The sequence below is a fragment of the Izhakiella capsodis genome (assembly GCF_900115045.1).
Taxonomy (GTDB): Bacteria; Pseudomonadota; Gammaproteobacteria; order Enterobacterales; family Enterobacteriaceae; genus Izhakiella; species Izhakiella capsodis.
In genome coordinates this window covers 577085-590142 of sequence record NZ_FOVC01000001.1, presented here as the reverse complement: position 1 = coordinate 590142, position 13058 = coordinate 577085, and the positions used below count along the sequence as shown (strand labels likewise).

At 49.3% G+C, this 13058-nt stretch carries 11 protein-coding genes and 1 pseudogene; 8 read left to right on the top strand and 4 right to left on the bottom strand.

All coding sequences use genetic code 11. The annotated features are described in order from the left end of the window. Positions 1–150: 150 nt before the first annotated feature. Entirely contained in the window at positions 151–1149 is a 999-nt protein-coding gene (locus BM191_RS02740; RefSeq protein WP_092874799.1) for a 2-hydroxyacid dehydrogenase, read from the top strand. Positions 1150–1159: 10 nt separating this feature from the next. Here BM191_RS02740 and BM191_RS02735 read toward each other — a convergent pair whose 3' ends face one another. Beyond that, on the bottom strand, positions 1160–1435 hold the full coding sequence (locus BM191_RS02735) for a putative hemolysin (RefSeq protein WP_092874796.1): 276 nt from the start codon (positions 1433–1435) through the stop codon (positions 1160–1162). A 179-nt stretch (positions 1436–1614) separates the two neighbouring features. Here BM191_RS02735 and BM191_RS02730 point away from each other — a divergent pair, with 179 nt between their 5' ends. The 3 genes from BM191_RS02730 (at position 1615) to BM191_RS02720 (ending at position 6276) form a co-directional block, all read left to right on the top strand. Beyond that, a complete protein-coding gene (locus BM191_RS02730) occupies positions 1615–2271 on the top strand; it encodes an MgtC/SapB family protein (RefSeq protein WP_092874793.1) in 657 nt (218 codons plus the stop codon). A 104-nt stretch (positions 2272–2375) separates the two neighbouring features. After that, on the top strand, positions 2376–5897 hold the full coding sequence (gene nifJ / locus BM191_RS02725; RefSeq protein WP_092874790.1) for a pyruvate:ferredoxin (flavodoxin) oxidoreductase: 3522 nt from the start codon (positions 2376–2378) through the stop codon (positions 5895–5897). A 91-nt stretch (positions 5898–5988) separates the two neighbouring features. Beyond that, positions 5989–6276: a putative quinol monooxygenase gene (locus BM191_RS02720; RefSeq protein WP_092874787.1), complete on the top strand. Its 288-nt coding sequence runs from the start codon at positions 5989–5991 to the stop codon at positions 6274–6276. A gap of 62 nt (positions 6277–6338) precedes the next feature. Here the strand turns inward: BM191_RS02720 and BM191_RS02715 are convergent, their stop codons facing one another. Next, a complete protein-coding gene (locus tag BM191_RS02715) occupies positions 6339–6611 on the bottom strand; it encodes a hypothetical protein (protein ID WP_143088780.1) in 273 nt (90 codons plus the stop codon). Positions 6612–7118: 507 nt separating this feature from the next. Here BM191_RS02715 and BM191_RS02710 point away from each other — a divergent pair. Beyond that, the gene (locus BM191_RS02710) at positions 7119–7943 is read left to right on the top strand and encodes a glycosyltransferase family A protein (protein ID WP_092874781.1); all 825 of its coding nucleotides are present in this window, start codon (positions 7119–7121) and stop codon (positions 7941–7943) included. 261 nt (positions 7944–8204) lie between these two features. Further along, positions 8205–9146 (top strand): tRNA 2-thiocytidine(32) synthetase TtcA, encoded by a 942-nt coding sequence (gene ttcA, locus BM191_RS02705; protein ID WP_092874778.1) that lies wholly within the window; start codon positions 8205–8207, stop codon positions 9144–9146. 404 nt (positions 9147–9550) lie between these two features. Here the strand turns inward: ttcA and zntB are convergent, their stop codons facing one another. Next, positions 9551–10534, bottom strand: a complete 984-nt coding sequence (gene zntB, locus BM191_RS02700; protein ID WP_092874775.1) for a zinc transporter ZntB — start codon at positions 10532–10534, stop codon at positions 9551–9553. A gap of 249 nt (positions 10535–10783) precedes the next feature. On the opposite strand from zntB, the pseudogene mpaA reads away from it, so the two are divergent. Next, positions 10784–11334, top strand: a pseudogene (gene mpaA, locus BM191_RS02695) (murein tripeptide amidase MpaA); the annotation flags it as partial. A gap of 4 nt (positions 11335–11338) precedes the next feature. Here mpaA and ycjG read toward each other — a convergent pair. After that, the gene (gene ycjG / locus BM191_RS02690) at positions 11339–12319 is read right to left on the bottom strand and encodes an L-Ala-D/L-Glu epimerase (RefSeq protein ID WP_092874772.1); all 981 of its coding nucleotides are present in this window, start codon (positions 12317–12319) and stop codon (positions 11339–11341) included. A 209-nt stretch (positions 12320–12528) separates the two neighbouring features. On the opposite strand from ycjG, the gene tpx reads away from it, so the two are divergent. Next, positions 12529–13032 carry a thiol peroxidase gene (gene tpx / locus BM191_RS02685; protein WP_092874769.1) on the top strand — a complete coding sequence of 168 codons (504 nt, stop codon included), beginning with the start codon at positions 12529–12531 and terminating at the stop codon, positions 13030–13032. The last annotated feature ends 26 nt before the right edge of the window (positions 13033–13058 follow it).

Here is a 13058-nt window from a genome sequence, read left to right as displayed (position 1 = left end):
TATAATAACAATTAGAAATATTATGCCGACAGTTTTTGAACAACGCCCCACGCCGCTCCTCCCCATTCTCTCCGATCTTCGGGGAAAATAATGTCATGAAAGCACTGATCGGGTGAAATTTTATTGCTCATGGTAACCAGGAGAAAAATGATGAAACTAGCCGTTTACAGCACCAGACAATATGAACGCAAATATCTTGAACATGTCAATGAAAGTTATGGAATTAACATCGAATTTTTTGATTTTCTGCTCAGCAAAGGAACGGCCAAAAACGCGATAAACTGTGATGCTGTGTGCATTTTTGTTAACGATGATGGCAGCGGTGCGGTACTGGAGGAACTTGCAGAACTGGGCGTAAAATATATCGCGCTACGCTGCGCTGGTTTTAATAATGTCGATCTCGAGGCCGCGTACAAACTCGGTCTGACAGTTGTCCGCGTACCAGCCTATTCCCCAGAAGCAGTAGCGGAACATGCGGTAGGCCTGATGATGACGCTTAACCGCCGTATTCATCGTGCCTGGCTGCGTACCCGCGATGCTAATTTCTCACTGGAAGGATTAACCGGATTCAATATGCATGGCCGCACGGCTGGAATTATTGGCACCGGAAAAATCGGTATCGCCACGTTGCGCATTCTCAACGGTTTCGGAATGCGACTGTTGGCCTACGATCCCTATCCGAATCCTCTTGCACTGGAGACCGGAGCGGAATATGTTGACCTCGCTACGCTGTTTAAACAGTCAGACGTTATTAGCCTGCATTGTCCACTGACCGCGGACAACCAACATCTTCTTAATGCCGGTGCCTTTGCTCAGATGAAGAATGGCGTGATGATTATTAATACCAGCCGGGGCGCGCTTATTGACTCCAGCGCGGCAATTGAGGCACTGAAGAGCCAGAAAATTGGTTCACTGGGAATGGATGTCTACGAAAATGAACGGGATCTTTTCTTCGAAGATAAATCTAACGATGTGATCCAGGATGATGTTTTTCGTCGCCTGTCCGCCTGTCATAATGTTTTGTTTACCGGTCATCAGGCTTTCCTGACTTCAGATGCGTTGATCAGCATCGCCCAGGTTACACTGGAAAACCTCGCTTGCCTGGAAAGAGGAGAGAGCTGTAATAATGCGTTAACACCCGTAAACTAAATAATAGCGTTTAAATACAGCCTCCCGATATCAGCGCCGTTTCATTACAGCGGCGCCCATTCGGCAACTGACACGTTCCAACGGAAGTGCCATCGAGCTGGCGTGAAAATGCCAGGGTTCCGCCAGCAACGCCACAGACATTGGTAGCCGGAGATGACATAGAGGGAGTGACCATCACATGAGCGCTGGTAGCTTGCTGTGATGGTTCATTTTGTTCAGGATCGCTACTACATGAACAAAGCGACAGCGCGGCAGCACCGGTCAGTAATAACGTTTTAACTTTCATTAATCAGGCTCCGGGATAGTGAGTTTTAAAGGTTAAAAATCTTCAGAAAAGTTAAACAAAAGCTCAACGCCTGTCATCTTTTTTTACTAAAAAAATCGACAAAATTGCAGTTGCTGATTGTCTTAATGTCTTATTTTACGAATCCGCCAATTAACTAAAAAAAATCAGGAGGATAAAAGATGGTGATTGATTTACTTATGCGTATTGCTCTGGCCGGTGCGTTGGGAGGACTCATTGGCCTTGAACGTCAGCTGCGAGCAAAAGAAGCGGGATTACGTACTCATATACTGGTTGGTATTGGCAGTGCCATGTTTATGATCGTTTCCAAATATGGCTTTACGGATGTACTCCCGCTGGAGCATATCGAACTCGACCCCAGTCGAATAGCCGCGCAGGTGGTAAGCGGAATGGGTTTTCTCGGGGCCGGGACCATTATGATCCAACGCCAGGTGGTGAGGGGCCTTACTACCGCCGCTGGCCTATGGGTCACCGCTGCCATTGGTCTGGTTATCGGCAGCGGACTTTATGAGATTGGCATCTATGGCACCCTGCTGGCACTGATCGTACTGGAGCTGTTCAGCCGCCTCAGTCGTTACCTGATTGGCCAGCACCATTCGCTGCTGTTTCGCCTTAAACCTAAAAGCGTACCGCTGGTTCTGCTCGCCTTGCAAAAAGAGCGGATCCGCACCGGGCAGGTTTCTGTCATTAACCGTGATGATGAAAGCGGACTTTGCGAATTATCGCTTGAAGTGACAATGTCACGAAGAGTCATACAGTCTCATCTTTATGAGGCTTTGATGGAAATCAAAGGCGTGCATAGTCTGGAGATGCACTAGAACCAGGCAAGTTTGATCCTTAGTGCGCCATTCCCCTCATTTTAATAGGGATAAGCGACACTGCTATGCCAGACTACTGGCAGTTCAATTTTAGAGGATGTTGTATGATCACGATCGACGGCAATGGTGCAGCGGCCTCCGTTGCCTTTCGTACCAGCGAAGTGATAGCCATTTACCCGATAACACCGAGTTCCGCTATGGCTGAACAGGCGGATGCCTGGTCGAGTGCCGGGAACCAGAACGTCTGGGGCGACGTGCCTAAAGTTGTTGAGATGCAGTCTGAAGCCGGAGCGATCGCCGCAGTCCACGGCGCGTTACAAACTGGGGCGCTTTCCACCAGTTTTACGTCCTCTCAGGGATTGCTGCTGATGATCCCTACGCTTTATAAGCTCGCCGGACAGCTGATCCCTTTTGTCCTGCATGTTGCTGCCCGCACTGTCGCCACCCACGCACTTTCCATCTTTGGTGACCATTCCGACGTCATGGCAGTGCGGCAAACCGGCTGTGCAATGCTTTGCGCTGAGGACGTGCAGCAGGCGCAAGATTTCGCGTTGATAGCGCAGATGTCCTCGCTTAACAGCCGCCTGCCCTTTATTCACTTTTTTGATGGCTTCCGCACCTCACATGAAATCAATAAAATCGTGCCACTCTCCGATGAAACGCTACGCACCCTGATGCCCGAAGAGGCTATCCGGGCGCATCGGCAGCGGGCGCTTTCACCAGACCATCCGGTCATTCGTGGTACTTCAGCGAACCCGGACACCTGGTTCCAGTCACGTGAGGCCATCAACCCCTGGTATCATGACGCCGTAGCGCACGTTGAACAGGCGATGGATGATTTCGCCAGAGAAACTGGCCGCCAGTATCATCCTGTCAGCTTCTACGGTGCCCCGCAGGCCGAACGCGTTATCGTGTTAATGGGGTCGGCCGCCGGCACCTGTCGGGAGGTGATCGACAGCCTTTGCGCACAGGGTGAAAAAGTCGGGCTGATTATCGTCCACCTTTATCGCCCCTTTCCCACCGCGCAGCTGTTGGCGTCACTGCCCGATTCGGTTAAACGCATCGCCGTGCTCGATCGTACTAAAGAGCCTGGCGCCCAGGCTGAACCGCTGTTCCTTGACGTGATAAGTGCGTTGGCCGAAGCGGCGGCGCGAGGTGAACGAAACACAATGCCGCTGATGAGCGGTGGACGTTATGGCTTATCCTCGAAAGAATTCGATTCCCGTTGCGTGCTGGCAATATTTAATGCACTTTCTCTGCCACAACCACCCGCCCGTTTTACCGTCGGCATTTATGATGACGTGACTCAGCTTTCACTGCCATTACCCGCGCAGGGATTGACTAACAATGCGCGTTTACAGGCACTGTTTTACGGTCTTGGAAGCGATGGCAGTGTATCCGCCACAAAAAATAATATTAAAATTATTGGCAACAGTACGCCGTTCCACGTTCAGGGCTATTTTGTTTATGACTCCAAAAAAGCCGGTGGCCTTACGGTTTCCCATCTGCGTGTCAGTGAACAGCCGATCCAGTCGGCTTATCTGATTAATGAAGCTGATTTCATCGGTTGCCATCAGTGGCAATTTATTGACAAATATCGTCTGGTGGAACGACTGAAACCCGGCGGTATTTTTCTGCTTAACACGCCATGGCCTGCGACAGAGGTCTGGCGACGTCTGCCGCAGGAAGTACAGGCAACACTTAACCGCAAACAGGCGCGATTTTATATCATTAATGCCACACGGATCGCGCGCGAATGTCAGCTAGGAGCCCGAATCAATACCGTCATGCAAATGGCCTTTTTTGAGCTGAGCGGTTTGATTACTCCTGACGATGCATTCGCATTACTACAGGATGCAGCGGCGCGGAGCTATCGCAGCAAAGGTGATGAGCTGGTTGAGCGTAACTGGATGGCACTCTCTATGGCCCGCACGGCGCTGGAATCAGTCGCACTGCAACCGGTAGAGACGCAAAGTCATCAGATGCCGCCTGTGGTCTCCGGAAATGCACCCGACTTCGTTAAAACGGTGACTGCCGCCATGCTGGCGGGTCTGGGCGACACGCTACCGGTCTCAGCCCTGCCGCCAGATGGCACATGGCCCACCGGAACGACACGCTGGGAAAAGCGCAATATCGCCGAGGCGATCCCTATCTGGAAGGCTGATCTCTGTACCCAATGTAATCACTGCGTTGCCGCCTGTCCGCATGCGGCAATCCGCGCGAAAGTGGTTTCGCCAGAGAGCTTGGAGACTGTTGGTAGTGTATTGCCCTCGCTTGACGTCAGATCGCGCGACATGCGTGGACAAAAGTATATTCTGCAAGTAGCTCCCGAAGATTGTACCGGCTGCAATCTCTGTGTCGAAGTTTGTCCGGCTAAAGACCGCCAGAATCCGGAAATAAAAGCCATAAATATGCAGCCACAGTTGATACACCTCGACGAAGAAAAAAGGCGTTTTGATGCGTTCCTTTCTCTACCGGATAGAGAACCTTCGCAGCTTGAGAATATCGATATCCGTACATCACAACTCATCACACCGCTGTTTGAGTATTCCGGTGCCTGTTCTGGCTGTGGTGAAACACCCTATATTAAGCTACTGACTCAGCTTTATGGTGACCGCCTGCTGATTGCCAACGCAACCGGTTGTTCCTCAATTTACGGCGGGAACTTGCCATCGACGCCTTACACGACCAATAAAGATGGTCGCGGGCCAGCCTGGGCGAATTCGCTGTTTGAGGACAATGCAGAGTTCGGTCTGGGATTTCGTCTCAGCGTAGATCTTCAGCGTCAGCGCGCCCGACGCCTTGTTAACCAACTCTCAGACCGCCTGCCCGCGGAGTTAAAAACCACCCTTATCAGTGACAATGTCACAATTGATCAGCAGCGTGCAGCAGTTGAGACACTGCGCACCTTACTGACGCAACATGATGATTCCGATGCCCGTACACTTTATCAACAAGCTGACGCGCTGATTGACAAATCAATCTGGCTTATCGGGGGTGACGGCTGGGCCTATGATATTGGCTTTGGTGGCCTCGACCATGTACTCAGTCTTACAGAAAACGTCAATATTCTGGTACTGGATACCCAATGTTATTCCAATACAGGTGGCCAGGCGTCAAAAGCGACACCACTTGGTGCAGTAACCCGCTTTGCTGAAAACGGTAAGCGTAAAGCGCGTAAAGATTTGGGTGTCAGCGTGATGATGTATGGTCACGTTTACGTCGCACAAATTTCCCTCGGTGCGCAGCTCAATCAGACGGTCAAAGCAATTAAGGAAGCCGAAGCCTACCCCGGCCCCTCGCTGATCATTGCTTATAGCCCCTGCGAAGAGCATGGTTATGACCTTGCATTTAGCCACGATCAAATGCGCCAGCTGACTACCAGCGGTTTCTGGCCGCTTTACCGTTACGATCCTCAGCGCAGTGAGCAGGGAAAAGTTGCGCTGTCGCTTGATTCGCGACCACCCGCCAGCGAGATTGAAACAGCATTGATGAATGAACAGCGTTTTCGCCGTTTGAACCAGCAACAGCCTGATGCTGCCCGTCAGCTGTGGAGTGATGCCGGAAAAGAAGCCCAGCGCAAATATGCGCTGCTGGCGCAGCTAGCGGGTAAAGTGGAAATCTGATATCAAGTGTTCAGGCGCACGGAAAGTCGTACAGTATGCCGCCTATCGCACGTAGAATATTGGCTCGTTAGCGTTAAAAGGAGTGTTTTTTATGTCAGAAAAACCGCTGATGGTCGTCGCAAAATTTATTGCAAAACCCGGAAAGGCTGATGAGTTACAAACGGTACTGATCCGTTGCATCGAACCCAGCCGTGACGAATCAGGTTGCTTGCATTATGACCTTTATCGCAGTCTCGAAGACCAAAATACCTTTTTATTCCATGAAAGCTGGCGCAATCAGGCGTCAATTGATCGTCATGGCGAACAGCCACATTTTAAAGCTTTGTTGGCTGATGTCGCACCGTTATTACAACAAATGCCAGAAATAATCATCAATTAGTCACTACAGGGCGACTATCGTCGCCCTGCTAGCTACCGTACGATACGACCGATTAGCCTGTGCTACCAGCGAATTCCGCCACCCTCACTTTTCAACTCACCCAAGGCATTCTCTTCTCTGAAGTGATAGAATTCGACGTCATGGTCGAGCTTCCATTTTAGATTAGCGTTATTCTTTTTAACATCGAGCGGATGTTGCTCCACTTGATGCTTACCTGCCTGGCTTGACGGCAATTCGGGAACGTATTGAAACTTTTCCGATAAACTATTTATCTCCGCGCATTGAACATTCATGCAACCGAAAAAAAAGAGTCCGGCAATGACTTTTTTCATCATGATTATCCTTAAATGATTGTCCTTATATCCCCTGACAGGCCAGTGTTGTTGAGTTTTGTTGGCGCAGATATTAGGATTGCTTACTGGCGCATGTCAAACCTTGACTGACGGCAATTTATGCACAGCGTCCCCTTTGAAGGGTAGCCGCTGAATAAAATTGTTAAACCTACTCATTTTCTGACAAGAACCAGGCTGATTTATATTCCCTGCTCAAGACGATTACACCCGAAGCTAGGCCAGCTTTTTTGTTTGGCCCTCGTTTAAATGGGAAAATGCACGATGTCGTCTCTAATCCCGTATGCAAACTCACCGTTACTCAGATTAAGCACGACGAATACGTTTATTAGCGCATGATTTAAATAGCCGTGCAGTATGTCAAATTCGCCCGCAGGCTCTTATTTTTTAGGTTGAAAATACCCATGAATTCACTAAAAAACAGGTTGCTATCATCTTCTGAGATATTTATCTTCTTATAAAAATGTTAAGAAATGAAAAGAGAGTCTCATAATGGATGACTGGCAACATATTAAGTTAACCTACATAACCCATTTTTATTGTAATCAGGGAAATATCGATTCTGTTTTATCCTTGTTAAGACTTTATGAAAGCTATCCAGAAGACATTCTGAACAGCACACATTTTGTGATAGTTGATGATTGCAGCAACATCCATTATGAAGTCCCTGAGTTTAAGTTAAATCTGACCTGGCTGAGGATTGATGACGACATCGCCTGGAATCAGGGTGGTGCACGCAATCTCGGCGTTACCTATGCAAAATCGGACAAGATCCTGATAACCGATCTGGACCATCATCTGCCGCCGGAGACGTTCAGCTATCTAATCCGGCATAAGAATCCCGACCGGAAATTCTATAAAATATATCGAAATGATGCTGAAACAGGGAAAAGAATTAAAGGGCACAGCAATTTATTTTTCATGTCACGTGCAAGGTTCTTCAGACACTTTGGCTACGATGAAGAGTTCTGTGGTCATTATGGCGCTGAAGATTATCGTTTTGTTAAATATCATAAATATCATGGCTCGGTGCAGCGCTACCTTCCACGTCACATTCGTTGCAACATCAGAAATATCGACCGCGAGAACTCGTATCATAGTCTGCAACGCGACCTGTCTTTTAATACACCTGTCGACCTGAAAAAAGCCAACGAAATTTCCACCTATGGTGCTGAGCGTGGGCATAGCCGTAATTTCTTAAACTTTAAATGGCATACTGTTGCGGTTTTTAACAGACCAGACACCCCGCCAAAACCGCGTAGACTCTGGAGGAGCCTGTGGTGGTTTCGTTGTCTGTTTTCCCCTCTGGCGAGATAACGTCTGGTCGTCCTGCATTTGATTACCTGACTCTTCATCCGTTACTACAATGCGCTCTTTTCTTTATATTACTCGCCGGAAACAGGGCGCAGTTGAACCCGCCGGCTCCTTCAATCCGCCGTGCAGTTAAAAAGGTGCTGGTATTCGGCACCGTAATCCGTACCATACGCGCCATGCATACGCTCGCAGTCTTTCAGCCAGCGATATCCGGCCATGCCTGTCAGGTTTATCCGGAGAAGAAGCCCATAAGAGATAGCCACAATGTCAGAAAATCAAACGGTTGATAAAAAAACGCAATACAATCTCAATAAGCTGCACAAGCGCTTGCGCCGCAATACAGGTGAAGCGATTGCCGATTTCAATATGATTGAAGAAGGCGACAGGATTATGGTTTGCCTCTCAGGTGGCAAAGATAGCTACACCATGTTGGAAATTTTGCGTAATTTGCAGCAAAGTGCGCCGATCAGATTCAGTCTGGTTGCGGTCAACCTCGATCAGAAACAACCTGGATTTCCTGAGCATATTTTGCCTGACTACCTCGACAGCATCTGCGTTGAATATAAAATTGTTCAGGAAGATACTTACAGCATCGTCAAAGAAAAAATTCCTGAAGGTAAAACGACATGCTCACTCTGTTCCCGACTGCGCCGCGGTATTCTTTATCGCACAGCCACGGAGCTGGGTGCGACTAAAATCGCACTGGGTCATCATCGCGATGATATTTTGCAGACGCTTTTTCTTAATATGTTTTACGGCGGCAAAATGAAAGGTATGCCGCCTAAACTCATGAGCGATGATGGCAAGCATATCGTTATCCGCCCACTGGCCTACTGCCGGGAAAAAGATATTGAGCGCTTTGCAAAAGCTCGTCAGTTTCCGATTATCCCCTGCAATTTATGTGGCTCTCAGCCTAATCTTCAGCGTCAGGTTATCGCAGATATGCTACGTGACTGGGACCGTAAATATCCGGGTCGGATTGAAACCATGTTTAGTGCGATGCAAAACCTGGTGCCATCGCATCTCGCGGATATCTCACTATTTGACTTTAAAGCCATTAAGCATGGTGATGAAGTGATCGACGGCGGGGATCTCGCGTTTGATCGTGAGTCCATACCGCAACAACTGACTGGCTGGCTCGATCCGGATGAAACCGATGACGCCGCTTCTGACTATTCGCATTTCGACGTATTGCACATTGAATAGCCCTTCTCCCGTCACTTACAGGGCGGCGGCACATTGTTCAGAGAGGAGTAGTTTCATGCGGAGGTGAGTCGGATATTTGCTACGGCTGCGGTATCCGGCAAGTGGGATAGGATGGCCGAGGTTAGGATCACTCATCCCGCGTACCCTATCCTTCATCAGTCACTCAATTACACTAGCACGTACCAAAACGGAACCGTAAAATAGCAAAAAAAAGCCGACTTTACGCCGGCGTATCGAATTAAATGTGCTATGCAATAATTCAAAAAATAAGTAAGACAATATGGAGCGCAACGCCCATCGCTTGGCGTTACATTCACCTGCATTAGATAGTTTGCACCCTTCTTGTTTTTGCCTCTTTGATATCGATCATTTATTTTGGGGTTAATTGATATAAAAGTCATTTACTACAACCAGTTACGCCTTCTTAACCATAGCGCAACGCTCACAACCAATATCAATAACAAAAAACAAAAAAGTGGAAATCCGTAACCCCAGCCATTGCCAGGAATGCCGCCAAGATTGACACCAAACAAACCGGTAAGAAAAGTTGTCGGCAGGAAAATCATCGCCATCAGTGACATAGTATAAGTCCGGCGGTTCATCGCGTCGGCGATCACGCTGCTGATTTCATCCGCCAGCACGGCAGTACGCGCGACGCAAGCGTCGAGATCATCCAGTCCTCTCCCTAGACGATCGGCAATATCCTGCATACGTCGGCGGTCATCATCACTCAGCCATGACAGCCGTTCGCTGGCCAGCCGTCCATAAACATCGCGCTGAGGCGCCATGTAGCGACGCATAACAATAAGCTGTTTGCGGATCAGCGCCAGTTCACCGCGCGCGGGAGTCTGCTGATCGACCACCGCATCCTCCAAATCGATTATTTTATCGTGCAATTGCTCTATGAACTCACTGGTGTGATCATTCAAAGTCTCGCAGAGCTCAACCAGCCAGCTGCCAGCATCCGTAGGCCCGTTACCATTTTGCAATTCGGTCAGAATTTCATCGACAGCAAACACTTTTCGGCGACGCGTAGAAACGATGATTTTCCCGTTAATAAATATCCGGATCACCACCAGCTGATCGGGACGCGACTCACTGTTCAGGTTTACGCTGCGAAGCGTGATTAAGGTGCCATCCCCCAGGCGGTTCACCTTGGGACGAAGTGAATCTCCACCCAGTGCGTCACGTACGTTATCAGGAATCAAAGGCGTTGAGGAGAGCCATTCAGCACTTCCCCGCTGTGTGTAATTCAGATGTAGCCAGCAGGGTTTGTCGCAATGGATAACGTCGTTATCATCAATTGGGATCAACCCACCCTTACCATCAAGCTGGCAGGAAATGATGGCATCGGAAATCTGCAATGCCTTACCCTCAATAATATCCACAATGGCTCCATCAATCGAATAATCAACAGGATACAGTTTAGACCAGCGGCGAATTGTTATAAACTCAGCTATGCGGCGTATAAGTTACAAAAAGGGGCGAATGGCTAAATTAGTTAACTGATTATTGACATTGGTCGCTCCGTAAGGGGGACGACTGTTAAGAATATTCAGTGTTTAAGGATATAAAGCTGCCGACTGTAGGCAACATCTTCCGCGTTGCCTATTGCACAGCCTTTCACCCAGGATTTAATAGTTTTGGCCGGTACACACGGTGATGAGATCGCCGATGTGGTCGCTCTTTTCTGTGCCATCCGCACTCTGTGACACCCCCTGGCGCCGAGATCATGTGGGGCTGGCCGTCAACCCGGAAGGTTGTCAGCCAGGCCTGCGAACCAACGCACGCAGTGGAGATCTTAACCGGAACTTTCCGGTGGCAAACTGGCAAAGCGGGGATACCGTGTATCGCTGGAACAACCATGCACCGGAACGTGACGTGATACTTTTAACCGGAGAGCGCCCTGGTTCTGAGCCTGAAACGCAGACACTTTGCCCCCTCATACAGCAACTGAAAACAGAATGGAGAGTCAGCGTTCATAAGCCGCTGGCCTGCATTGACGATCTACATTCTAGCCGACTCGGACGCAGGCTGGCCGAAAAAAGCATCGCTTACACTAACAGGCAGATTTGACTATGCAACGCCGGATTCATCAGGCAGCTGGTGCACCGAACTTAACTTGCCTTATATCACGGCAGAATTATCTACTATCTCTGCCGACGCAGCATTTGCCCGTTTTGATTGAATCATTATCCTGGCCGGCTGGATAAATCGATCCGCCCACAGGAAAATGCCAGCGATGGTTCAGCATCCCGGGCCAGCCATGTGGGGCCATCAAGATCGACAAAACAAGCCTGAGGCACGAGCGGCAATGCCGCTGAAATGGACCTTGAGGTGCAAAGCATGCAACCTAACATAATCTCGAATCCCTCAGCACGGGCCTGCTGAGCCAGCGCCAGCGCCTCGGTAAGCCCCCCGCTTTTATCCAGCTTGATATTAATCATATCGTAGCGTCCATGCAGGTTAATAAGGCTGTCGCGCGTATGGCAACTTTCATCAGCGCAGATAGGTAAAGGATGAACGAAATCGCTGAGGGCAGCGTCATTGTCAGCCGGCAGCGGCTGCTCCAGCATTGCCACTTTCAGGTCAGCAAGCAGCTGGCAGCGCGTAGCCAGACCTTCCGCATCCCAGGACTCATTCGCATCTACGATCAATGTTACATCAGGCACTCTGGCGCGGATTGCCATCAGCCGTTCAGTAATAAGATGATTATCGAGCTTAATTTTTAGCAGCCGCGCGCCCTTCTCAACCAACAGCGCGGCACACAGCGCCATAACCTTCGGTGTGTCAATACTCACCGTTTGCGCCATAACGACCGAATCGGGCATTGGCACGCCGGTTTTCTGCCACAGACTTTGTCGCTGCTGACGGCATTCCAGATCCCATAGCGCACTATCAATCGCGTTTCGGGCGGCGCCTGGGACTAACTGCTGCTGCAACAGATGACGTGATAAACCTTTCTCCAGGGCTGGTTTCAGGTTATTTATTTGCGCCATCACCGAAGCCACACTTTCGTCATAGCGAGGATAAGGTGTACATTCCCCAATCCCTTTAATTCCGTCCTGCTCAATTTCAACCACCAATACCAGCGCTTCGCTACGGCTCCCGCGAGCAATAATCAAAGGTGCATTCAGAGGCCAGGTTTCGGGATATACGTTGACCTGTCGCATCATTTTATCCTTATTTATTTTTGTGCTGATTGAGTGTGGCCTGGATTTACGCTTTGTGCCTGCCGCTTAACGCGCTTTGTCCCGTTGCTTACTATTTTTATCATTCATTTGCTGCATCCAGGCCAATTGTCATTTAAGTTATCTCATCAGAATGTACTCTATTTGTGCTCGTCATCACCCTAGTCCTTACCTCTTTTATAGGATCAATTATGTCTCAGACCGTACTTTTTCAGGGTAACCCGATCACTGTTACCGGCCAGATCCCGCGCAAAGGCGCGTCAGCCAAAGCCTTTTCACTGGTAGCAAAAGATCTCGTGGATACGCCGCTCAGTCAGTTCGCAGGAAAACGTAAAGTGTTGAATATTTTCCCCAGTATCGACACGGGCGTTTGCGCCACTTCCGTTCGTAAATTCAATCAGCTGGCAGGTGAGATGGATAACACGGTAGTACTGTGTATTTCCGCCGATCTGCCCTTCGCCCAGTCACGTTTTTGCGGTTCGGATGGCCTGGCGAATGTGATAACGTTCTCCACGTTACGCGGTGGAAACTTTAAAGAAGATTACGGTGTGGCTATTGCTGACGGCCCATTACGAGGTTTAACCGCTCGCGCGGTTATTGTTCTGGACGAACAGGATAAAGTGTTGCACAGCCAACTGGTCGAAGAAATTACCTCTGAACCCAACTATGACGCTGTACTGGCAGCGCTGAAATGATTTCTGACGCCGGGATCTCACGCGCC

Coding starts and splice junctions, on each gene's coding strand:
- BM191_RS02740 (WP_092874799.1), top strand. CDS start 151: ATGAAACTAGCCGTTTACAGCACCAGACAATATGAACGCAAATATCTT.
- tpx (WP_092874769.1), top strand. CDS start 12,529: ATGTCTCAGACCGTACTTTTTCAGGGTAACCCGATCACTGTTACCGGC.
- BM191_RS02710 (WP_092874781.1), top strand. CDS start 7,119: ATGGATGACTGGCAACATATTAAGTTAACCTACATAACCCATTTTTAT.
- ttcA (WP_092874778.1), top strand. CDS start 8,205: ATGTCAGAAAATCAAACGGTTGATAAAAAAACGCAATACAATCTCAAT.
- BM191_RS02730 (WP_092874793.1), top strand. CDS start 1,615: ATGGTGATTGATTTACTTATGCGTATTGCTCTGGCCGGTGCGTTGGGA.
- BM191_RS02720 (WP_092874787.1), top strand. CDS start 5,989: ATGTCAGAAAAACCGCTGATGGTCGTCGCAAAATTTATTGCAAAACCC.
- ycjG (WP_092874772.1), bottom strand. CDS start 12,319: ATGCGACAGGTCAACGTATATCCCGAAACCTGGCCTCTGAATGCACCT.
- nifJ (WP_092874790.1), top strand. CDS start 2,376: ATGATCACGATCGACGGCAATGGTGCAGCGGCCTCCGTTGCCTTTCGT.
- BM191_RS02735 (WP_092874796.1), bottom strand. CDS start 1,435: ATGAAAGTTAAAACGTTATTACTGACCGGTGCTGCCGCGCTGTCGCTT.
- BM191_RS02715 (WP_143088780.1), bottom strand. CDS start 6,611: ATGATGAAAAAAGTCATTGCCGGACTCTTTTTTTTCGGTTGCATGAAT.